A 22,098-nucleotide genomic window follows, 5' to 3' on the forward strand; every position below is an offset into this window, starting at 1 on the left:
GGTGGGTGAGAATTCTATTAGATAGGTCTTGTTACTTTATTTCTTATCTGGTTGTTGAAGGTATTTCTCAATGGACTAAAAAACACTGAAGGAAAAATCTCCTTCAGTGTTCCTCTATGCTATCCAAACTGATTCCAACATTCTGCTCTTATCTTATACGGATAGTTGTTTCTTTTGAATGTAAAATAATAAATAAAGAAAATACGGCGCGCCCAAGACAGCAATCAGAATTCCTGTAGGTACTTCTCCATCTGGCAAAATGACGCGCGCAAGAATATCAGCAATGTTGACAAATAATCCTCCGAACAAACCACTAAAAAGGAGGGTCAACTGATTTTCTTTACGTACAATGATTTTGGCAGCATGCGGTGCGAGTAACCCCACAAAGGACAAGCTACCTGCGACAGCCACACTGCCACAGGCTAAACCAACAGCAAGCAGTAATAAAACTGACTGACTTCGTGACACATTCAGTCCTAAGCTTTGCGCACGTTCTGGTCCAAAGGATAAAAGACCAATCCTGCGACTATAGAAAAACGCTAAAGGGATCAGAATAAGTACCCATGGCAAAAAGGCAGTGACATAAGGCCAACTGGCGCCCCAGATCGAACCTGCTAACCAAGCGTTTACAAAGCCATAATTTTCTTTTGATATCTTTATCGTACTTAATAACATTGCCGCAGAAAAGCCGGCATTCACAGCGATACCTGAAAGGAGCAAGCGATTCATCGCCACTTGTCCCGAACGCTGATAGGCAACAAAATAGACTAGACATGCAGCAAGCGTGCCGCCTAGAAAGGCAACGAAAAGCAACAAGAAAGGTGACGCATGGCTAGTAAAAAAGCCTAAATATAGCATCACGAAAAAGCCTGCACCGGAATTGATGCCTAAAATACTTGAATCGGCTAATGGGTTTCTAGTTACTCCTTGCAAAAGATAGCCAGCGATTCCTAGACAGGAACCTGCGAATAAACTGATCAATAGTCGGGGCAAGCGAAATTCTGTCAGAACCAATTGTTGGACCTGTGTTCCTCTACCAACTGCGACATCGATCAATTGGTCAATATAAAGAAACGGTGTACCGATCATTAAACTGATTCCCGCAGTCACAAGCCATAAAAATAGTAACAGGCCAATCCCCCAATATATTTTTTTCACACGCGTTCCCTCCTAACTTGTACTAATAAGAAAGGGACACCGATCAAGGAGATGACTAAGCCAAATGGTGTTTCAAAAGGTGGATTGATCATTCGTGCCACAAAGTCTGCTAACATGACTAAGATTCCCCCAGCGATAAATGAAGCTGGCAAGACATACCGATAATCCGTACCGACAAAGCCACGAACAACAGGTGGAACCATCAAACCAATAAATGAGACGGGCCCAACTAAAGAAACAGCTAACGCTGCTAAGATCGAAACAAAGATGAAAACCAAGACCCGTGTGCGCTGTGGATGTCCTCCTAAGGCGATCGCATGGGATTCACTCAAATGGATCAGGGAAATCGACTTTCCTAATAGAAAAGAGCCAATAACCGCCACTAAATAGATAGGAGAAAGAACGAGCAACTGTTGCCAAGTAATATTAGCCGCACCGCCAACAAACCAAAAAGTCAAATCTTGTTGTAGATTAAATAACTGGGTCAGTGCTTGGCTGATTGCCGTAAAAAAAGAACTGATCGCCACACCGGCTAAAATCATCTGCATGGTGCTGAGTCCGATTTTTGAAAAACTAAAGAAACCTAGAACCGTCATCGTCACGATCAACGACCCGAGCAATGATAGTAGAAAAATTGAAAACGGCGAAGCTTTAGGTAAAAAAGCAAAGCTAAATGCCATGGCTAACGACGCACCTGCATTGATTCCTAACAATCCTGAATCTGCCAAGTTGTTTCGCGTTACCCCTTGCATCAAAGCGCCACTGAGGGCGAAACAACTGCCCACAATAAATGCTCCGATGACCCGAGGCAGACGGATATTACGAATGATCTGCTGGGCTTGATCAGTCGGATCGAACTGGAACAACGCCTGCCAGACTTCATTGCCTTTAACTGTAGAAGCACCATTATACAAAGCAAAAAAGAAGACAATGATTGCCAATAACAGAAGCAGCCACAGGGTATTTATTTTTTTCCCTTTCCTCATCATTTTCCCTCCGGTTTCTTGATGAGATCATATGTTAAAAAGACAGGTTTATTTGTTTCAGGTAATTGAACGATTTGTGCTTCGATCTCAAAAATCTCTCTCATCCATTCTTTCGTGATGACTTGTTCTGGGGTCCCATTGACGATTAATCGCCCTTCTTTCATTGCGACTAAATAATCGGAAAAGCGGGAGGCATGATTGATGTCATGGATCGACATCAAAATCGTTGTTTTTTTCATTCGGTTGATTTCTTTCAGTAAATCTAAGATCTCCAGTTGATGCGCAGGATCTAAAAAAGTTGTTGGTTCATCAAGGATCAAGATATCTGCTTCTTGAGCTAACGCCATCGCAATCCAGACTCGTTGGGCTTGACCTCCGGATAAACTCGCTAAGTCTCGATCTTTTAGCGAGATCAGATCCGTCGCTGTCAATGCCCACTCAATGGCCTGCAGATCTTGATCATCCATGCCACTGAATAGTTTTTGATAGGGATATCTACCGTAAGAAACGACTTCTTCAACTGTCATTCCTAATGGGTATTCACTCGTTTGGGCTAGTAAGGCAAGTTTCCGAGCTAGTTCTTTCGAATGATAGGTCGTCAAGTCACGATCGTTGACTAATATTTTGCCGTTTTTTACAGGAAGTATGCGGGTAAAGCTTTTTAATAATGTAGACTTACCACTGCCGTTTGGGCCAATCAAACTGGTGATTTTCCCTTCTGGTATAGCGACAGACAAATTTTCAATTATCGTTTTGTTGGGGTAACCGGTAGTAATTTCAACTGCATTTAATCTAGACATATACTTCCCCCTCTCATTGAAAATCATTCTCAATTATGACGGTACTTCACAAATTCGTCAAGCACAAATTTCGTCGTTTACGTTAGTAAAAAGAGTTGACAGCGCCCTTTTCTTGGGGAATAATAGCAATTGAGAAACATTCTCAATTACGATCGGAGGAAAGACATGAGACTTAAAAATAAACTATTCACAATCTCTAGCGCATTACTTTTGGTGGGATTACTTAGTGCTTGCTCGCCAGGCTCATCCACAACCGAAGAAACAACTGCATCATCGACTACTGCTGATAATGGTACGCATACCTTGACAGATACATTAGGACATTCAGTTGAAATACCTAACCAACCCAAGCGGATCATCGGCAGTTATTTAGAGGATTATCTTGTTGCGTTAGGTGAAACCCCGGTTGCTCAATGGACAGTCGGCAGTGGTTCGATCCAAGATTATTTACAAGATGATCTGAAAGATGTCCCAACTATCTCCTATGATCTACCCTATGAAAATGTGTTAAGTTTTGAACCTGATTTATTATTGATTTCTTCTTCAGCCACTGTTGAAGGCGGCAAATACGAGCAATATAGTAAAATTGCTCCAACCTATGTTGTTAAAAATGGTACCGATGTCACATGGGAAGAACAGTTGCAAGACATTGGCAAAGTATTGAATAAAGAGGACAAAGCAGAGGAAATCATTCAAGATTATCAAGATTACGCGAAAGAAACACGAGAAGAATTGAGTGATCAGATCGATGGGAAAACAGCGGCCGTCTTATGGGTCACGAACAACTCTGCCTTTATGGTCAGCCAGAATCGTTCAAGTGGTCGCATCGTTTATGAAGATCTACAATTCGGTGTGCCATCTTTAGTGGAAGAAGTATCAAAAGAGGCAACCTCTGATTGGTCAGCTGTTTCATCAGAAAAATTAGCTGAATTAGACGCAGACTATATCATCTTAGTCAATAGTGATGAACAAGCAGCGATGTTCAATGAACCCACTTGGCAAAATCTGAAAGCAGTCAAAGCGGGGCAAGTGTTCGAATTTGGTCCAACTTCTAGCTGGTTATATAATGGACCAATCGCTAGTCGTCAAATGATCGATGATATCAAAGGCGAGCTAAAGTAAAAACGTGAAAACCACAATTTGGCTTGCGCTGTAAATAAAAGAAGTGTTCCATGTGCTAGCTGGTAAACAGCACATCGAAAAACGACAATCACCAAGAGGTTAAATTCTTCGGTGATTGTCGTTTTATTCGATATTCAATTTGTTTGTCGCTTACTAAGAATTTCGGTAATCACGTAACCGATAGCCAACTCCGATCTCAGTGATCAAATATTCTGGACGAATGGTATTTTTCTCGATTTTTTTCCGAATGTTTGACATATTCACTCGCAACACTTGGGAATCTGTTCCATAAGGCCCCCAAACTTCTGATGTTAATACGCGATAAGTGACGACCTTCCCAAGGTGTTGGAATAATACAAGCAAAATGCGATATTCATTCTTAGTGAGATGAATCGGTTCTCCTGCTTTGGTCAACAGCTGGCTTTCTGTGTCCAAAGTCAATTCACCATTGGTGATGACTGAAGGTAATTCCTCTTGTTTACGATGACGAAAAGCGGTTCTGATCCTAGCAAGCAATTCGTTCATCCCAAAAGGCTTAGTGACGTAATCATCAGCACCGAGATCGAGGGCTTTGACTTTTTCATGCTCGTTGTTTCGCGCTGAGATCACGATCAACGGTGTAGCCAGTCGTTTACGAATGATTTTCAATAATTCGATACCATCAATGTCTGGCAAACCTAAATCGAGCAAAATCAAGTCAAAGGAATCTTCTTGGAACACATGCAAAGCTTCCATGCCTGTTGTGGCAATCGTAACGTGATAATGTTCTTTTGCCAACACGACTTCCATAAAATCAGTGATCGTTGGGTCATCTTCAATCAATAGTACTTTCCTCATGTAACGTCACCTCCTCACTCTTGTTCAAATAGATGCGAACCACTGTTTTCCCTTCTGATACAGCCATCTCTAATTTCCCATTATGGGCATGGATGATGGTTTTGACAATACTTAATCCAATGCCAAGACCATTTTTTGAATCAATTGGTACTTCTTCTTCATTGGATAGATTCATCTGGATTTTTTCATATTGCTTCAATGAGATTTCACCATCATTCTTCACTTCGCAAATGACCTGTTGTCCCTCTTGAAACACGCTGACTTCTACTTGCCCTTGTGTCGATCCATGACGAAACGCATTTTCCACCAGATTGAACATCGCTTGCTCAATCAAGATAGGGTCAACTTCGACAAATAAAACCGCTGTCGGTAAATGAACCAATAATTCCTTGTCAGGATAAACTTTTGTGACATGTTCATAGACTGCTTCGATGATTTCCTCAATCGGTTCTGTTGTTTTTTTCACTTGCATCGTGTCCATATTGATCCGTGTGATCGACAACAGATTCTCCACCATGCGAATCAACCATTGGGATTCTGTCTGGATATCGGTCAGCAATTTTTGGCGCGTTGCTTGTTTCAACTCTTCATCTGTCTGCAAGAGTGTTTCCGCAATCCCTGAAATCGCAGTCAGCGGTGTACGCAAATCATGGGAAATCGCACGCAATAGATTACTGCGGACTTTTTCACGCTCATTTTCTAACTCGATTTGCTCTTTTTCATTCTTAAGCTCTGTTTGCTCTAAGATAACAGCGAGTTGGGTCAACACTAACCGTAAGTAGTTCAATTGACTATCCTCGATTGGAAGCCCACGACTGCGACGAATCCCTAAAACGGCTAACGTCTTGCCGTTTGCGACAATCGGTAAATAAAAACCTTTTGCGCCACTTAATGTATCCGTTCCAAAACCTGAATCTTTTTGATTTTTAGCCGTCCAATAAGCTACTGCTGCTTCTTCTGGATGATCGAGTAAAAATGGGGCATCTTTTGGTGTATATTGGCTTAGCTTGATGGCATGTTTATCAAAGAAAATCACTTCCCGATCCAATAGTCTACCTAAATAAGTGGCAGATAATTCAACGATTTGTTGCTGGTCTTCTGCTAAAACAAATTGCTTGTTCAGTTCATACAGAATTTCCATCTGTTGTTCTTTTTCTCTGGCATGGACAGCCTGTTTTTTCAGACGAACCATCAAATTACTGATCATCAGTGCAACGATCAGCATGATGACTAAAGTAATCGGATAGCCTTGTTTATATACGGTCAAGGAATACAGTGGCTCGACAAAAAACCAGTTGAAAGCCAAGACACTTAAAATAGAAGATAATGCGCTCCAAAAATAGCCAGAGGTCAAACGGGCAACAAGTAAGATAAAGAAAATGTACACCAACATCAAGTTTTGTTCTCCGAAGTGGAGATATTGCATCACCTCAGTCAAGAGCGTTGCTACGAACACACAGATCAATGAAATCGCAACATCTTTTCCTCCCCCTTCCACTAGTTTCTTGGAGTGGGAAAGGATGGTTGAACGTTTTTCTTTATAAGGAATCAAGTGAAGTTCAGTTTCTGGCAATCGTTTGAGCAATCGAACATCCAGCTCTTCTGAAAACAATCGCTCCGTCCACGGTTTCGCCAAATTTTTACCGATGATCAAATCGGTTGCACCGACCAGTTTAGCATATTCGACGATTGTTTCAAATGAATGATCCTCCTCGATCACCACGACTTCTGCACCAAGTTTCTCCGCTAAGTCATTCGTCCCCTGTAAACGATCATCGGAACGAATGTATAGCACGATCCATTCTGCCCCCAAGCCTTGAGCTAACCGAGCAGTCCACCGAATACTTTTCTCAGCCATTTTAGGGAAAGCATCTTGAACGATCGTGATTAGTTTGCTTTGGACACCATTTGTTTTACCGATCACACGATTGATATGATCCGAAGCCCGTTGGATCGCTAGACCTCGTAACTGTTCCAATTTTTTAGGAATAAAGAAGTGCTGCAAGGCGCGTTTTGCATTTTCATCGGCATAGATTTTCCCTTGCGCTAAACGATCGATCAATTCATCTGGTTCCACATCGATGACCTTCAATGTCGCCTGTTGGAAAAACGTATCCGGAACCGTTTCTTTTACTTCGATCCCAGTCACTTCTTCAACGATATCATTCAAGCTTTCAATATGTTGGACGTTGATCGTCGTATGGACATTGATCCCCGCATTCAATAATTCTTCGATATCTTGATATCGCTTGCGATTTCTTGATCCTGGCGCATTACTATGGGCTAATTCATCGATCAAAACGATTTCTGGCTGACGTTTGATAATGGCATCGATATTAGGTTCACTCAAAGTCAGCCCCTTATACGTCACTTCTTTTAAAGGAATCTGTGGTAATCCTTCTAATAATTGGTTTGTATCCGGGCGATCATGAGGTTCGATGTAGCCAACCACAATATCTTTACCTAGTACGCTAAGCTCTTGTGCTTCCGCCAGCATCGCATAAGTCTTGCCGACTCCCGCCGCAAAGCCAAAATAAACCCGTAGACGTCCTCGGCTTTTTTCACGCTGGTGTAACATTTCTGAAACATCCTGTCTTTCCATCTTTGTTTCTCCTAACCCCTCTGCCACCTACATGTTATCAAGTGACAGATTCAATTCAAGCACATTGACAAACATTCGATCTGAAAACCAATCTTTCTGTGCTTTTTCCTGTATTATAGCACGAATTTTGGCAACGTCTTGTCCCCGCTCTTTAGCGATACGAGAGACTTGATTTTCTGCGGCTGCCACACTGATATGCGGATCAACACCGCTTGCAGAGTTTGTGACTAGATCGATTGGGATCTCCGTAGTTTGATTGCTTTGTTGTGCCAATTCTGTTTTATCTTCTACTAATTTCTTTTGCTCCGATGAGGTTGGTGAAAGTTGGGTCACGTCTTGCCCTCTTCCATTAAAATAAGCTGCCTGTTGAAAGGATTGTCCAATCAACGAAGAGCCGACCACCTTCCCTGAAACAACTCTCTGACTACCATTGGCTTGCTGGGCAAAGAAAAGTTGACCGATACCAGTAACAGCGAAGGTGTATAGCCCACCAAGGAGTAGTATGCTGAGGAATAAAAAACTAAGCTGTGCTCTAAGGATATTTTTCATAGGTGAATTCCTTCTTTCTGTAAAATGTCTTTCTTTTTATATCAAGAAAAAGCTCAAAGCGAGATCGATCAGTTTGATGAATATGAATGGGGCAATTAAACCGCCTAATCCATATACCAATAGATTGTGTCGTAAAATTTGACTGGCAGGTTTTTCTGTATACTTGACTCCTTTTAACGCTAAAGGAATCAATGCGACAATAATCACTGCATTATAGATAACAGCCGATAAAATCGCTGTAAGAGGACTACCTAGTGCCATGATATTCAACTGGGCCAATTCGGGATAGATCCCATAAAACAAGACTGGGATCACAGCAAAATATTTTGCGACGTCATTTGCAATACTAAACGTGGTCAAAGCACCTCTAGTCATCAATAATTGTTTACCGATACGTACGACCTTCAATAGCTTCGTTGGACTAGAATCTAAATCGATCATATTGCCCGCTTCTTTTGCTGCTTGTGTCCCTGTATTCATCGCCACTGCCACATCCGCTTGTGCTAATGCTGGCGCATCATTCGTTCCATCCCCTGTCATTGCTACAAGATGGCCTTTTTCTTGATAGTCACGAATAAGATCCATTTTATTTTCAGGTGTTGCTTCTGCAAGAAAGTCGTCGACCCCCGCCTCAGCCGCAATCGCCGCTGCTGTCAAAGGATTGTCTCCTGTGATCATGATAGTTTTGATCCCCATTTTACGCATATCTGCGAAGTTTTCCTGTACACCATTTTTTACAATATCTTTGAGATAAATGACCCCCATCACTTGATCATTTTTTACAACCACCAAAGGAGTTCCGCCAGCTTGGGCAACTTTTGCGACGATTTGATCACATTCTTCTGGATACTGTCCACCACGTGCCTGCACATATTTCTTGATCGTATCTGCGGCACCTTTACGAATCTGATCGCCACGATAATCCATGCCGCTCATGCGGGTTTGCGCACTAAAATCAATGAATTTCACTTCAGATTTTTCAAAAATGCGTTCTCGCAAAGCAAATTTTTCTTTAGCTAAAATGACAATACTGCGGCCTTCTGCCGTCTCATCTGCCAAAGATGAGAGCTGTGCTGCATCAGCTAATTGTTGTTCTGTGACGCCATTGACAGGTAAAAACTCACTTGCCCGACGATTTCCTAAAGTAATCGTTCCTGTTTTATCTAACAGTAATACATCAACATCTCCCGCTGCTTCTATGGCACGACCACTCATTGCGATCACGTTCTCTTTCGTTAACCGACTCATTCCAGCAATCCCGATCGATGAAATCAATGCACCGATCGTCGTTGGCGCTAAACATACGAATAAAGCAATGACAACGATCGTCGCAATCGGCGCCCCTTTACTTGACAGCTGACTACTGAATTCGGTAAAAGGAACTAAACTAACAGAGACCGCTAAAAAGATGATCGTTAACGTGATCAAAAAGATTTGTAACCCGATCTCATTCGGGGTTTTCTTTCGTTGTGTCCCTTCCACCATCGAAATCATTTGATCTAAAAAGGAGTGCCCATTTTCGGATGTCACACGGATCACCAAGTAATCAGAAACCACCGTCGTCCCACCAGTAACGGCACTTCGATCGCCCCCTGATTCACGGATCACTGGCGCTGATTCCCCTGTAATGGCACTTTCGTCCACTGAAGCAGCTCCTTCGATTACATCACCATCCGCCGGAATTTGTTGACCCGATACTACGTAAATCAGATCCCCCTTTTTGAGATCAGAAGATTTGATCTCAATAAATTCTTGGTTTTCAATGTCTTCTAAGCGATTGATCTTATAAGTGACTACTTCTTTTTTTGCTTGCTTCAAGCTATTTGCCTGCGCTTTTCCGCGACCTTCTGCGACTGCTTCGGCAAAATTTGCAAACAACAAAGTGATCCATAACAAACAGGTGATCGTTATAGTAAACCATAAAGGCACCGTTGTTTGTTCAAAACAAAGGATCGTCGCTAAGATCGCTCCGATGTAGACCATGAACATCACTGGGTTTTTGATTTGTTGTCTTGGGTCTAATTTGACAAAGGCTTCTTTGATTGCCCATACATAAATAGTTTTCATTTGATTTTGCTCCTTCTAACTTAAGGTAAAATGATCAGCGATCGGACCTAACGCCAACGCTGGTAAAAAGCTCAATGCTCCGACAACAAGGATAACGATCATCAACATGGAGATGAATGTGCCATTCGTTGTTGAAAGTGTTCCATCATTGATCGCGATCGTTTTCTTCCTTCCCATGTTTTCAGCCAAGAACAAAATAGCAACGATCGGAATGTAGCGAGAACACAACATCAAGACACTTCCTAAAAGATTTAGAAACGGTGTATCTGCCGTCAACCCACCAAATGCACTCCCATTATTATTTGCTAGAGAAGTCACATTATAAAGCAACTCACTAAATCCATGAGGCCCTTTATTGGTCAACCAAGTTAAAACATCAGGATGCAGTGAAACTGCCATCGTACCAAACAACGTCAATAATACAGGCGTCAAAATCACTAAACTAGCCATCTTGATGTCGAAAGCCTCGATTTTCTTGCCTAAATATTCTGGCGTACGTCCAACAAGTAGACCGGCAATAAATACTGTCAAGAGCAGAAATGCCAACATGCCATACAAGCCACTACCCACACCACCAAAGATGATCTCCCCTAATTGCATCAAGAAAAGCGGGATACCACCACCGAGAGGCGTAAAACTGTCCAACATCGCATTGACTGATCCATTCGATGCCGCTGTTGTGCTAACAGCCCATAAACTTGACCAACCTACACCAAAGCGTACTTCTTTTCCTTCCATATTCAGTGAACCCAGTACATCCGTAAAAGCGGGCCCATGATATTCACTAATTGCTACACCTACAAAAGCTGCAAAAAGAAAAACAAACGAAACGATCAAAATCGTTCGACCTTGTTTCCATTCTTTGACCCAATAACCAAAAGCAAAAATCAATGCAGTAGGTATCAACAAGATGGCGAGATTCTCGATGAAATTAGAAAAGATCGTCGGATTCTCAAATGGATGAGCGGAATTTGCACCGAAAAATCCACCACCATTGGTTCCTAATTGCTTGATGGCTACTTGACTGGCCACAGGTCCTAGATACAACCATAAAGATTCTCCTGATAGATCAGTGTAAGACAGCCCATGACTAAACGTTTGAACCACGCCTTGGGAAATCAGAAGTACAGCAGTAATCAATGAAAGTGGTAAAAAAATGTAAAGTAAACTACGTACTAGATCTTGCCAAAAATTGCCCAATTGGTTCGATTTCCTTTGGATGATTCCGCGGATCAATGCACAAAGAACTGCTAAACCTACAGCTGCTGACAAGAAATTTTGAACAGTCAAACCAAGCATTTGCGTCGTATTCGAAAGTGTCAATTCTCCCGTGTAAGCTTGCCAGTTGGTATTTGTCATAAAACTAACAGCTGTATTCACGGCTAAATCAAATGACAGATTTTCCACGCCATTATTGCCAGGAAGCCAACCTTGGACCATCAATAATCCCGTTAAAAATAGCAAAGAACAGATCCCAACACCCAACACATGCGCTAAATAGCGCTTCGCCGTCATTTTCTTTTGACTCTCAGGACCAATCAATTGATAAAAAAAGCGTTCGATTGGTTGGATAAAACGTACATATTTTGGTGTTTCCCCCGTCATGATCAACTTGATGTACCACCCAAGAGGTGCGGCTAAAACAAGTAGAATAAAAAAGAAAAACAATCCTTGAAATACTGCACTCATCATTGCTCTTCCCCCTTAAATAAAAACCAGAATAGATAAGCTAACAAAATCATACTGATACAACCTAAAAATAAGATCATTTTCTTCCTCTCCTTTGTTTTCATCATAGACAAAGGACTATAAAGATAGTGTTAATATTCAAGAAATTTCTTTATATGTTCTTTATACAACACAAAAAAACAGCTAAATATTAAGGAGCAACCCTCGCTTGACTTAGCTGTTTCTCTATAAAAAAGACAAAAAAAAGATGCTCCCATGATCTTGAACATCTCCCTTTATTTCTTTCACTCATTCATTTTATACATCAATGATCAGAACTTACTTTCTTACCCATTTTTGGAAGCGATGCGCATAATGGTTTTCTTGATCCGTGATACCGATATGTTCTTCTGCTAGTTCAAAATCACTAAAGTCGATCTCTCCAATATACGTATCTCCGTCAAACTCACCATCGATCAGTGTTCGCCAAATAATCCCAGTCTGGGGCAATAGTTCTTGAAAGATCCGACTTCCACCAGAAACATAAATATCTTCTGAAACAGTCTCCGCAAAAACCAATAATTCATCGATCGAATGCATGACTTCTGCATTTTCTTTGACCTCAAAATCTTCTTGGGTAGTCAACACGATGACGTGGCGATAAGGAAGAGATAGGTCGCCCATGCCTTCGTATGTTTTACGCCCCATCACTAATAAACGATCCACCGTATGTTCTCTGAAAAAACGCATATCATTTGGCAAACGCCAAGGCAATAACCCATCTTTACCGATCAATCCATTCTTGTCTTGGGCCCACATGGAAATAAACATTTTGACTCGCTCCTTTCATCTACTACTTGATTATACTAAAAATAAAAAAGCTTGGGTACAGACCCAAACTTTTTTAGACATATTATTTTGTTTCGCGGTGCAAAGTAACTTTACGTTCGCGTGGGCAATATTTTTGCTTTTCCAAACGATCAGGATTGTTACGTTTGTTTTTGTTAGTTAGGTAGTTACGTTCTTTACAAGAAGTACACTCTAAAGTAATGTTTACGCGCATGATTTTCCCTCCCATTTATACTAGAATCCTCTAAGATGACTCTCAGACTTGATTATCTTACCATGATTTTTATCAGATTGCTAGCCTTTTTGACGATTTTGTTAAGTAGTTCTACTTGACGAGCAAAAAACAAGCTCAGGAAAAATTGAAACAGATGATTTTTCTTTTTACCAAGTTGAGATTACACTTGTTATAGTAGTAAAATCAATTATTCTTTTAGGAGGAGTTAACTATGCCTTGGAATATGAAAGATTTCCCACCAGCCATGAAGAACTTGGAAGAGTTGACCAAAAAGAAAGCAATCGATATCGGCAATGCGCTTTTAGATGAAGGTTATCCTGATGATCGAGCAATCCCGATCGCAATCAGTCAAGCGAAAGAATGGGTGGAAAGTGCAGATGAGAAAGAGAAGAAAGCTTTCTCAAAAGAGAAAAATCCACAAAAAAATGACAAGCATGATAGCAATCCGCGAGCAGCTAAATTATTAGACGCCACAGTCGAAGTCAAATTCGAAGAAGATCATTGGATCGTTCGCTCTAAAGGCGCTGAAAAAGCAAGCAATCACTTCGATCATAAAGAAGATGCCATTGAAAAAGGAAAAGAAGTAGCTCGTAATAAAGAAACATCCTTAATGATCTATAAAAAAGATGGCACATTCGAGCGAGAAGTCCATTACTGATTGTATATTATCGTCCCTTTGAATAAAAAATCAACTCATTCCGATTTACGGCAAAAAAAAAACGAAGAGTCTGCCCATTATGGATCGGCACTCTTCGTTTTTGCGTTCAATAGAAACATCGTTGGATCGTCTAAACTGTTACATATTGGATCGGTTCAGCTTGAGGAATCGTTTCATCCACAAAATAAACTTTGTACCACGTCAAGAAACTGAAAATCGTCCAAATCTTACGTTGTTCTTCACTTCTACCTTCATGATGGTCATCAAGTAATTGGATGATTTTCGCTTGATCAAAGAACTCTTTCGCAAAATCAGCTTCAAATAATTCTTTTACTTGGTGATAGCCATGTTCTTCTTTCAGCCAAGCTTTGATCGGTACAGGGAAACCAAGTTTTACACGATTTGACCATTCTTCAGGCAGATGCTTGTTCGCAGCTTGTCTAAAGACATCTTTCGTATTGTTTTGATTCAATAAATACTTACTTGGGATTTGTTGCGCTAATTTCATTACTTCGATATCAAGAAGTGGTACCCGCACTTCCAGTGAACTTGCCATTGAAAGTTTATCGGCTTTTAACAAAATATCTTTTGGCATCCATTGGTGTAAGTCAACATATTGCATCTTGTTGATCTCGTCTTGGATTCCTTCAGTTTTCGCATAATGTTCTGCCATGATTTCTTTGACTGTTGGGGCTTGTTGAAATTCTGGCGTCAACAGGTTGGCCGCTTCGTTTTCTTCAAAGATCCGTGCATGTCCGATAAAATATTCTTTGGCAGGCGCTAATGATTCATATAAATGGATCCTACCATGGAAATTACGCATCTTTCCGATTTTTCTACCTAAGTTATAGCGCGTGCCTTTCGGTAATTTTTTCAAGCCTTGCGCAATCACTCGGATAAATTTTGAATTTGTGTGGAAGCCATATGATTGATAGCCAGCAAATAATTCATCTGCCCCTTCGCCAGATTGAACGACTCGTACACTTTGTGCCGCAAGATTCGCTAAGAAATACAACGGTACACAAGATGGATTAGAATCTGGTTCATCTAAATGGTATTGAATCAAAGGGAAAGCCTTAAAGGACATGTCTCCATCAATGACAGCTGCGGTGTTATCCAAGTCAAGCATTTCTGTTAATTTACGTGCCTCGATTGCTTCATTATAAGTTTTATCATCAAAGCCTATTGAGAATGAATGGTCTGGTTTCAAAACAGAAGTCACATAACTTGAATCGACCCCACTTGATAAGAACGAGCCAACTTCCACATCACTGATCGTGTGTGCTTCGATCGATGCTTTCACTGTGTCATCAATTTGATCGATCCATTCTTGACGACTTTGTGTGCCTTTTTCTTCAAAGTTCGCATCCCAATACTGTTGGATATCCATGTGGCCATCTTTGTAAGTGAAATAATGACCTTCTGGTAAACGATAGACGCCTTTAAAGAATGTTTCCCCATTTAAAGGAGAATATTGGAACGTCATATATGGTTTCAATGCTTCCCGATTCAATTCTTTATTGAAATCTGGATGTGGTAAAAAACTCTTGATTTCAGAACCAAACATCAAAGTTCCGTTCATTTCAGCATAGTAATACGGTTTGATCCCAAAATGGTCTCTTGCACCGAATAATTCTTTTTTCTCATTATCCCAAATCGCAAAAGCAAACATCCCACGTACTTTTTGCAATAACTCAGTTCCCCATTCTTCATAGCCATGTAATAAAACTTCTGTATCTGCATGAGTTTTGAAAATATGACCTGCATCGATCAATTCTTTTCTAAGTGGTTGATAGTTGTAGATTTCTCCATTAAAAATAATGATTTTTGTTTGGTCTTCATTGTAAATGGGCTGTGTGCCCCCTTCTAAGTCAATAATACTTAGACGTCTAAAACCCAAAGCCACATCACGATCAATGTATTCACCTGAACTATTCGGTCCGCGGTGAATGATGCGATCCATCATGTCATTGATGATTGCTTTTTTATTATCTTTGTTATTAACAAATCCTACGATTCCGCACATTTATTTCACATCCTACTAAAATTACTATTCCATTATTATGTCCACATGAATCTTATCACAGGAAGGCATTCAGAATGAATGATTTTCACTCTTACAATTTCGTCACATGAAAACAAATAAAATGAAAAATCTCTATCTTTAAAAAAAGTAGACTCAACAATTAATTTAACATGTTTTATCCTAGGAAGCTACTGGATTCTCCTATAGTTTACAAATATTTCATGTTATTCATAAATAGGGAGATTTTTGTAGACATATATCTTCAAAATAACAAGCGATTTCATTTTTTATTTCAATCTAAAATCTTCGTTGTTTGCGCTTTGATAGGATACCTTTTATCCATCACTGTCTTTTACGTCAGCATGTAAGAGAATCATCATGCGAAAAAAAAGTCAGTTATTCTGTTTGGTAGAAACGAGAACTACTCGGCACAATATTAAAAAAACTTTTTATTTGCCTCTTATTATATTTGAAAATAACTAAGTATCTCTTTGTACTACCTGCTTCACTATACAGAGTAGGTAAATTTCAATAAATAAAATTCAATATACAATAACTATAACCTGCTATCAAATCACTTGACGAAAAAACGAATTTCGGAGATGCTCAATTTAAGAACATATTTTATTTTAAAGTTAGGAAGGATCAACATGAAAATCGGAAAAGTACTATTAGGGATATTGTTAGGGGTAACAACTATTATTGGAGCATTTATATTAGGTATCATGCTATTCCCGTTATTTGCACCAGAAATCCAAAACACGACAATTCAAAAAGCCACGAATACTTCACAGACAAAAAGTACCGAACGTTCATTAACTACAACAGAAACAACAAGCTCAAATGATCAACAGCTGGTAAATCAAACACCTGCAGAACAAGGACAAACACAAGATCCAATTTTGGAAAAAGCATTAAATACACCTGCTACACCATTGACCGCCTTTAGCTCAGATCCTTATGATTGGGATCTAAATCAAGCGAATATCACGAATGGCACCGCTCAGTCAATCGGCTGGATTCAAGCAGAAGACCCAACTGGACGAATAGAGGTAGAATATCACTGTTTCGCTTGCGACACGAATTGGAGTGGCAGAAATTACGCCTATGAATGGAATGGCCAAACGACGACGACTAAAATAACTCCTTTCACGATCGTTGGAACACCTTGCGAACATCAAAAATCCTTAAAAAATCATGGCTATATTAGTTGATTTCAGATAAATAGAAAATCTATATCAAAAAAGAGAACAGATTACTTGAATACAAGAAAACAAGCGCACAACCCAAAAAAGACTACACCACCATTTGGATTTCTGCGCTTATCTTCTTGTAAATAAATTTTTATTGTTTGCCCAAGAAACGAAGGTCACCGATTTTCATATTGCAATCCAAAAAGTCACTGGAACCCCGATAACATAAAAATCAAAATGGGCAATCACTACTTTTATAAAATTTTTTCTTCTATCCTGCTTATTTCATGAATTTTTTAAAACAACCTATTCCATCATAGTGAAAAAATAATCCTCATGCTCACTCAACCATCCAGTATAATCAAATTATCAACGAGCAAAACGTTGAAATAAATCAGGATGGTAGATAGAGATGGCAATTTATTATTTTAACAAAAACACAGATGATCGAGGAAATCACGAAGTCCACGTGATCTCATGTACGCATTGTCCAGAAGATGCACTTTTTATTGGCGTATTTTCTACATGTGAAGAAGCACTACATCAAGCAAGCACAACCCACACATCCAAAAGTTTCGATGGTTGTTCTCACTGCTGCAAAGACTGTCATAACGATTGATTGCAAGAAATAACTAGGCTGTCCCTTGTTGTCTCTTTATTTTTACAGAGAACTTTATTTATACATAAAATCGATCATGTTTGAAAATTCAAAAATCATATGAAAGGAGTATGTAAAAGTATAAAAGGAGTACCAAAAGGGGAGTCAAAAAATATTTTAGGGTAAAAATACAACAAAAAAGACACGACCTAAATCGTGTCTAACTGTTGGTATATAAGGAAGGTACAGGATTTGAACCTGCGCGCCGGTGTTAGCCGGTTCGCCGGATTTCGAGAATAGGGTTTAAAGCTGATTTTAAGCGATTTTCGCTTACTTTCAGCTTTTTTTACCTTAAAAAAATGACTTTAATTAACTTTTATATGCTTATAGGGGGTACCAAAAGGGGTACTCTTTTTAAAACAATAATACTTGTCCTGGATAAATCAGATTAGGATTTGATAACCCATTTTGTTGTGCTAGTGACTGATACGTTGTTCCTAACTTAGTCGCAATTGACGAAAGATTATCGCCATATTGGACCGTATATGTTCTAGTTGTGCTTACTGCACCACTTACTTTTAACACTTGACCAGCATAGATCATGTTTGGATTACTCAATCCATTCAAAGAAGCTAAAGCTTGGTACGTTGTGCCATACTGAGTGGCGATTGATGACAAGGTTTCTCCGTATTGTACAATGTGCGTTGTAGTTGAAGGTTGTTGTGCAACAGCCGTAGAATCTGGCAAAAGTTCTACATTAGATTTATCGATCCAAGAAAGAATATCTGCAAGTAAGAATTTATTACCATCTACTTGTTGAACCTTGTAGCTTTCACCTTTTACCCATTGTGGGATAGTCTCCCCAGTTACCCATTGATTAGCTGAGAAATTCACCTTAACTGTATCGCCAACTTTGATCTGTGATTTTGGCGTTTCACTTGTTTCTTCTCCTGCATTGATTGCTGGTGTTTCTGTTTGTGGCTTATCTGAGTTAGTATAGCCATTATCAGTGATCCCTGTTAAATCGACATTTCCATCCAAGCCCCCTGCAATATAGTTCGAAGTAAATTGCCAAATTGCCACTCCATCCATTGTTGGGAAGTAGTTATAATTTGGAGTATTCGTCACAGAATTAGACGCATATGCCGCAATCCATAGAGAATTAGGGAATTCTTTTAGAATCCGTTGATAATCGACATATTGAAGCGTGAAGGGTTTATAGGAGTAGTACATTGGTGTGTACCCAGCTTCTTTGATTCTACGCATCCCATAAAGAATCGTATCAGTATTGGCTTTCTTGTCATTGATCGCTCCATGTTCAAAATCTAAGGCTACAATTGATCCTTTCGGTGTTTGAATCTTAGGCAAGAAATAATCCATTGTCTGTTTGGCAATATCCATATTTCCATAGGTATCATACCAGATATAAGTATGCGCCCTTTTCCCTTGTGCAATTGCTGAAGCTACTTGAGTGGGATATGTCCATTGAGTATACAATCCATTTGCATTGTACCCACCAATTTGAGCGATGACAAATTTATCGCTATCGTAACCAAAACGTCCTGTTTCTCCTTGATAAATCGCCCAATCGACACCTTGATCTCCTTTGGCAGCAAAGACATTCACAGGCAACAAAAAAAGAGCTACAAGAGCTCCTACAAAAATCTTCTTTTTCATCTTATTCCTCCTATTTTTTTGAGTTATACGCTGAAACACCAGTTACCACACCTAAAAATGTTGTAATGGAATTTATCGTAAAAACAGCTAAATCTGTTCCTTCCCATCCATAAGCTTTCCCTAGTGTAGCCACTAACACTGAGGTAGCTGGTAAGACAGTAAGCACTGCCCATTTGATTTTGTTGTAATACTTGTCAGGTAAAATCATCTCTTAACCTCCTATAAATTTTGTTGCCATATAAACTAAAATCGAAACAACCATGCCAGCAATTGTTCGCCACGCCCATCGTTGGTTTTCTTTTAATTCTTTGATGATTTTTTCATTTTCTTCTGCTTTAGACAAAGCTAGCCTAGCATTTTCAGTGACTGCATCAAGATGTTTGGTATTCTCTTCGATTCTTGCTAAACGTTGCAGAACTTCGACCCACATCGTTTCTTCTTGATTAGACAACTATCACACCTCCTACAATACAAAAAAGCGAACTTCAATAAGTCCGCTTCGTTATTATATATGTTACTTAGTTCAAACCTTTAATGCTTACAATTGCAAGAGCACCGGTTGATTTCCCTTGCAAACCAGAATTATTGATATAGGTTTGATCATTCCGCTTGATGGTTAACTTATTCGTTCCTTGTTGATTTAGTTCGATTTCCCAAAAATAAGTGGTAGGTGAATCACCATCACTTAAATTTAATCCCTGAAAATACATCTTACTTAAAACAGGTACTTTGAAAACCTGTCCTCCGTCTCCATCAACTCGAAGTTCCAAGTATTTGTAGTATCTAATTTCATCATTTAATTGGATAGTACTACCTGGAGCAGAAACATTTCCTTCGAACAATAGTTTTTCTGTGACTAGTTTTCTCCATCCTTGCGGATTATAGCCATCATGATTGGTCGTTTCATTTGGTGTCGTATGGATATTTTTATAATAAATATCCCCATAATAGCCAGAAATTACGACATAGAGTTTATAGTAACTCGTTGCTGCATAGACATGTAACTTGATAAAAGAAGCTTCATTCACTCCATACATATCATTGTCACCCCATGCCCACTTGGTCCAGTATTTACCGCATGGAATATCTGCCATATCCGGATATTTCTTTCCAAGGTCATTGTCAATGATGTACTGCCCTTTTGCCCCTCTCACTATTTCAGGAGTAGCAAAACCGGCGTTGAACTCAGTAGCCAATAAGTGAGCATTTTGACCGTTTCCATCAGAATGGATCGCCCATTCTCGAATAATCCAATCAATGGCTTCTTCTCTATCCATTTTTGTTAAATCCATTTTCTCACTCCTTTTTAGTAGTCAAAGGTATAATCTTCACAACGTCCTACACCTTTGGCAGTGACTTTTTTTAGTTCTGTATCTACTTCAACCTTATAAAATCCTGTTTCGGTTTCAGTATTGATCTCATCGGACATTGAGCAGTTTCCTATGATAATTTTAGTCGTTCCCATTTGTCGAATACTAAAGGCGTGATAGTGTCCGCAAAAATAACCAACTACGGTGCCGACTCCTTTTTTGCTCATATCAAACGTATATTCTCCAGTGATATCAGAATCATCCACCGAACTCCACTCAGTAAAATCGATAGAGATGCTAGTTCCTTGTTTAAACGCATCAACTAGGTTTTGAAAGTGATTTTTATTTCCCACCACTTTTTCCTCATCATGTAAGGGAAAATGCCCAACAAGGATGACATGGTAAGTTCGATCGAGTCCTTCTAGCCATTGTCCAAAATCGACCAATTGTGCTTTATTGAAATTTCCTTGTTTATCACTTCCAGACGGTCCTTGACCATAAGCCTCTAACCAGAAACCATCTTCATCCGTTTGTGACGTAAAATCATTCGTATTAAGTCGATAAAGGGCGATTTTTTTTTCTTCAAAAATCATTCCGCCATAACCGCCATTGTAATTTTCCGCAATATCCGCCGGAGAAAGCATATTGAGCTTTGTTCGCTTACCGTTATGAGGCACGCCCCCTCGATCATGATTGCCGTCACAGATCACAACAGGTTTCTTTTGTAGAACTGTTACTGCCTTAGAAAATCGTTCAACTGTTTTTAGGGTTTTGTATCGATTGCTTTGACCATTGCCAGGAACTTCTTGTGTGTAAGTAATACCCGAATCACGACCATCTACATTATCGCCCCCATAGACCATGACATCACATAAATTCCCTAACTTTTGAAACTCACCGATGGCTTTCCATCTTCGAGTCGATACAAATTCGGTTTCTCCGTTATCCCAACTATCTCCTTCTGATGTTGGTACATGGGCATCCGCATGAATGTCAGTGATGAACGCCATATTAAATTTTGTATCATCGATTGATTCAATTACACTGTCTGCATTTGCAGGCTTAACTTCTTCGTATTGGTTCGTATCGCTATTGAAATATCTGTTAACTAATCCATATTGAATTTGGCTAGCATCTAAAGGAACGTCAAAACTTTCAAATTCGATGCTATCAAGTCGCTCAGCTAAACTCGCGTAATCACCTTTAGCATCATTTAAGATGGCTATGATTGTTCCGCCAGGATCAACACTTTCCAAAATGTCTTTATTATCTTGGACCCATTGCGCCCATTCATTTTCACCTTGTTCCATGTACTCTCTGAATCTTCGCAGTAATTCTTCAAACGTCCAAACGTAAGCCGAATCTCTGATGCAACTATTTGTGATACCAGATACTACACGATAAGAGAAGTCTAAGGTACTGAATTGTTCGCTCCATGTACCGTCACCATTCAATGTTCGAAAACTAAAATGAGCGGTATTTTCGCCACCCCACTGCCAGTCAGGTTCGCTCAACGTATATTCCAAGCGACCTTGAGCTGGGCTGTATTTTTGAACTTTTTGTTCGATTGGTTGATTCTCACCGAACTTTGTTGTATTGATGAAAAAAGGAACTAAACCTTCAAAGGTTTTTAGTTCCCCATTTTCAACGATTTCAACAACTAGCTTTTGCGTGTTCACATCGCCTTGCCGAATTTTGATCAACTGAATGTGATTATTCGATTCTGTTGTTGATAATGTGATTTTGTGTTGTATTTCTGCCAA

At 39.7% G+C, this 22,098-nt stretch carries 20 protein-coding genes; 4 read left to right on the plus strand and 16 right to left on the minus strand.

What is annotated here, in order from left to right; genetic code table 11:
• Positions 1 to 153 precede the first annotated feature (153 nt).
• From EM4838_RS08275 to EM4838_RS08285, 3 genes are read right to left on the minus strand one after another with little or no spacing between them, the layout of a single operon-like run.
• Positions 154 to 1,158 (minus strand): FecCD family ABC transporter permease, encoded by a 1,005-nt coding sequence (locus tag EM4838_RS08275; RefSeq protein ID WP_065095550.1) that lies wholly within the window; start codon positions 1,156 to 1,158, stop codon positions 154 to 156.
• Positions 1,155 to 2,144 carry a FecCD family ABC transporter permease gene (locus EM4838_RS08280; protein WP_065095551.1) on the minus strand — a complete coding sequence of 330 codons (990 nt, stop codon included), beginning with the start codon at positions 2,142 to 2,144 and terminating at the stop codon, positions 1,155 to 1,157. The genes EM4838_RS08275 and EM4838_RS08280 overlap by 4 nt, the downstream gene beginning before the upstream one ends.
• Positions 2,144 to 2,944: an ABC transporter ATP-binding protein gene (locus EM4838_RS08285; RefSeq protein ID WP_023519886.1), complete on the minus strand. Its 801-nt coding sequence runs from the start codon at positions 2,942 to 2,944 to the stop codon at positions 2,144 to 2,146. Before EM4838_RS08285 ends, EM4838_RS08280 begins: the two co-directional genes overlap by 1 nt.
• A gap of 165 nt (positions 2,945 to 3,109) precedes the next feature.
• Here EM4838_RS08285 and EM4838_RS08290 point away from each other — a divergent pair, with 165 nt between their 5' ends.
• Positions 3,110 to 4,066 carry an iron-hydroxamate ABC transporter substrate-binding protein gene (locus EM4838_RS08290; RefSeq protein WP_023519887.1) on the plus strand — a complete coding sequence of 319 codons (957 nt, stop codon included), beginning with the start codon at positions 3,110 to 3,112 and terminating at the stop codon, positions 4,064 to 4,066.
• A gap of 153 nt (positions 4,067 to 4,219) precedes the next feature.
• Here the strand turns inward: EM4838_RS08290 and EM4838_RS08295 are convergent, their stop codons facing one another.
• The 7 genes from EM4838_RS08295 to rpmG all read right to left on the minus strand — a co-directional run bounded on the left by EM4838_RS08295 (position 4,220) and on the right by rpmG (position 12,867).
• Positions 4,220 to 4,903 carry a response regulator transcription factor gene (locus tag EM4838_RS08295; RefSeq protein ID WP_010735133.1) on the minus strand — a complete coding sequence of 228 codons (684 nt, stop codon included), beginning with the start codon at positions 4,901 to 4,903 and terminating at the stop codon, positions 4,220 to 4,222.
• Positions 4,881 to 7,505, minus strand: coding sequence for a sensor histidine kinase (locus tag EM4838_RS08300; protein WP_071868014.1), 2,625 nt, complete (start codon positions 7,503 to 7,505; stop codon positions 4,881 to 4,883). Before EM4838_RS08300 ends, EM4838_RS08295 begins: the two co-directional genes overlap by 23 nt.
• 27 nt (positions 7,506 to 7,532) lie before the next feature.
• Positions 7,533 to 8,054: a potassium-transporting ATPase subunit C gene (locus EM4838_RS08305; RefSeq protein WP_071868013.1), complete on the minus strand. Its 522-nt coding sequence runs from the start codon at positions 8,052 to 8,054 to the stop codon at positions 7,533 to 7,535.
• Positions 8,055 to 8,090: 36 nt separating this feature from the next.
• Positions 8,091 to 10,121, minus strand: coding sequence for a potassium-transporting ATPase subunit KdpB (gene kdpB, locus EM4838_RS08310; protein WP_071868012.1), 2,031 nt, complete (start codon positions 10,119 to 10,121; stop codon positions 8,091 to 8,093).
• A gap of 15 nt (positions 10,122 to 10,136) precedes the next feature.
• Positions 10,137 to 11,813, minus strand: a complete 1,677-nt coding sequence (gene kdpA / locus EM4838_RS08315) for a potassium-transporting ATPase subunit KdpA (RefSeq protein ID WP_071868011.1) — start codon at positions 11,811 to 11,813, stop codon at positions 10,137 to 10,139.
• Between the two features lie 315 nt (positions 11,814 to 12,128).
• Entirely contained in the window at positions 12,129 to 12,620 is a 492-nt protein-coding gene (locus tag EM4838_RS08320) for a dihydrofolate reductase (RefSeq protein ID WP_071868010.1), read from the minus strand.
• A gap of 82 nt (positions 12,621 to 12,702) precedes the next feature.
• Positions 12,703 to 12,867: a 50S ribosomal protein L33 gene (gene rpmG, locus EM4838_RS08325; protein WP_373865805.1), complete on the minus strand. Its 165-nt coding sequence runs from the start codon at positions 12,865 to 12,867 to the stop codon at positions 12,703 to 12,705.
• 217 nt (positions 12,868 to 13,084) lie between these two features.
• Here rpmG and EM4838_RS08330 point away from each other — a divergent pair, with 217 nt between their 5' ends.
• Entirely contained in the window at positions 13,085 to 13,531 is a 447-nt protein-coding gene (locus EM4838_RS08330; RefSeq protein ID WP_010735127.1) for a DUF2188 domain-containing protein, read from the plus strand.
• A 130-nt stretch (positions 13,532 to 13,661) separates the two neighbouring features.
• On the opposite strand, the gene asnB is transcribed toward EM4838_RS08330, so the two are convergent.
• The gene (gene asnB, locus EM4838_RS08335) at positions 13,662 to 15,557 is read right to left on the minus strand and encodes an asparagine synthase (glutamine-hydrolyzing) (RefSeq protein WP_071868009.1); all 1,896 of its coding nucleotides are present in this window, start codon (positions 15,555 to 15,557) and stop codon (positions 13,662 to 13,664) included.
• A gap of 650 nt (positions 15,558 to 16,207) precedes the next feature.
• On the opposite strand from asnB, the gene EM4838_RS08340 reads away from it, so the two are divergent.
• Positions 16,208 to 16,771 (plus strand): hypothetical protein, encoded by a 564-nt coding sequence (locus tag EM4838_RS08340; RefSeq protein WP_071868008.1) that lies wholly within the window; start codon positions 16,208 to 16,210, stop codon positions 16,769 to 16,771.
• A 391-nt stretch (positions 16,772 to 17,162) separates the two neighbouring features.
• Entirely contained in the window at positions 17,163 to 17,369 is a 207-nt protein-coding gene (locus EM4838_RS08345; protein WP_071868007.1) for a hypothetical protein, read from the plus strand.
• 393 nt (positions 17,370 to 17,762) lie between these two features.
• Here EM4838_RS08345 and EM4838_RS08350 read toward each other — a convergent pair whose 3' ends face one another.
• The 5 genes from EM4838_RS08350 to EM4838_RS08370 all read right to left on the minus strand — a co-directional run bounded on the left by EM4838_RS08350 (position 17,763) and on the right by EM4838_RS08370 (position 22,098).
• On the minus strand, positions 17,763 to 19,025 hold the full coding sequence (locus EM4838_RS08350; protein ID WP_100917261.1) for a LysM peptidoglycan-binding domain-containing protein: 1,263 nt from the start codon (positions 19,023 to 19,025) through the stop codon (positions 17,763 to 17,765).
• Between the two features lie 10 nt (positions 19,026 to 19,035).
• Positions 19,036 to 19,233: a phage holin gene (locus tag EM4838_RS08355; RefSeq protein ID WP_100917262.1), complete on the minus strand. Its 198-nt coding sequence runs from the start codon at positions 19,231 to 19,233 to the stop codon at positions 19,036 to 19,038.
• Between the two features lie 3 nt (positions 19,234 to 19,236).
• The gene (locus tag EM4838_RS08360) at positions 19,237 to 19,476 is read right to left on the minus strand and encodes a hemolysin XhlA family protein (RefSeq protein WP_071867985.1); all 240 of its coding nucleotides are present in this window, start codon (positions 19,474 to 19,476) and stop codon (positions 19,237 to 19,239) included.
• A 67-nt stretch (positions 19,477 to 19,543) separates the two neighbouring features.
• Entirely contained in the window at positions 19,544 to 20,317 is a 774-nt protein-coding gene (locus tag EM4838_RS08365; RefSeq protein WP_071867986.1) for a hypothetical protein, read from the minus strand.
• Between the two features lie 14 nt (positions 20,318 to 20,331).
• Positions 20,332 to 22,098 (minus strand): BppU family phage baseplate upper protein, encoded by a 1,767-nt coding sequence (locus EM4838_RS08370; protein WP_071867987.1) that lies wholly within the window; start codon positions 22,096 to 22,098, stop codon positions 20,332 to 20,334.

This window comes from Enterococcus mundtii (assembly GCF_002813755.1).
Classification (GTDB): Bacteria; Bacillota; Bacilli; order Lactobacillales; family Enterococcaceae; genus Enterococcus_B; species Enterococcus_B mundtii.

Bases quoted from the DNA above. Each gene is read 5' to 3' on its own strand.
- EM4838_RS08280 (WP_065095551.1), bottom strand. From the start codon at position 2,144: ATGAGGAAAGGGAAAAAAATAAATACCCTGTGGCTGCTTCTGTTATTG.
- EM4838_RS08285 (WP_023519886.1), bottom strand. From the start codon at position 2,944: ATGTCTAGATTAAATGCAGTTGAAATTACTACCGGTTACCCCAACAAA.
- EM4838_RS08290 (WP_023519887.1), top strand. From the start codon at position 3,110: ATGAGACTTAAAAATAAACTATTCACAATCTCTAGCGCATTACTTTTG.
- EM4838_RS08295 (WP_010735133.1), bottom strand. From the start codon at position 4,903: ATGAGGAAAGTACTATTGATTGAAGATGACCCAACGATCACTGATTTT.
- EM4838_RS08300 (WP_071868014.1), bottom strand. From the start codon at position 7,505: ATGGAAAGACAGGATGTTTCAGAAATGTTACACCAGCGTGAAAAAAGC.
- EM4838_RS08305 (WP_071868013.1), bottom strand. From the start codon at position 8,054: ATGAAAAATATCCTTAGAGCACAGCTTAGTTTTTTATTCCTCAGCATA.
- kdpB (WP_071868012.1), bottom strand. From the start codon at position 10,121: ATGAAAACTATTTATGTATGGGCAATCAAAGAAGCCTTTGTCAAATTA.
- kdpA (WP_071868011.1), bottom strand. From the start codon at position 11,813: ATGATGAGTGCAGTATTTCAAGGATTGTTTTTCTTTTTTATTCTACTT.
- EM4838_RS08320 (WP_071868010.1), bottom strand. From the start codon at position 12,620: ATGTTTATTTCCATGTGGGCCCAAGACAAGAATGGATTGATCGGTAAA.
- rpmG (WP_373865805.1), bottom strand. From the start codon at position 12,867: ATGGGAGGGAAAATCATGCGCGTAAACATTACTTTAGAGTGTACTTCT.
- EM4838_RS08330 (WP_010735127.1), top strand. From the start codon at position 13,085: ATGCCTTGGAATATGAAAGATTTCCCACCAGCCATGAAGAACTTGGAA.
- asnB (WP_071868009.1), bottom strand. From the start codon at position 15,557: ATGTGCGGAATCGTAGGATTTGTTAATAACAAAGATAATAAAAAAGCA.
- EM4838_RS08340 (WP_071868008.1), top strand. From the start codon at position 16,208: ATGAAAATCGGAAAAGTACTATTAGGGATATTGTTAGGGGTAACAACT.
- EM4838_RS08345 (WP_071868007.1), top strand. From the start codon at position 17,163: ATGGCAATTTATTATTTTAACAAAAACACAGATGATCGAGGAAATCAC.
- EM4838_RS08350 (WP_100917261.1), bottom strand. From the start codon at position 19,025: ATGAAAAAGAAGATTTTTGTAGGAGCTCTTGTAGCTCTTTTTTTGTTG.
- EM4838_RS08355 (WP_100917262.1), bottom strand. From the start codon at position 19,233: ATGATTTTACCTGACAAGTATTACAACAAAATCAAATGGGCAGTGCTT.
- EM4838_RS08365 (WP_071867986.1), bottom strand. From the start codon at position 20,317: ATGGATTTAACAAAAATGGATAGAGAAGAAGCCATTGATTGGATTATT.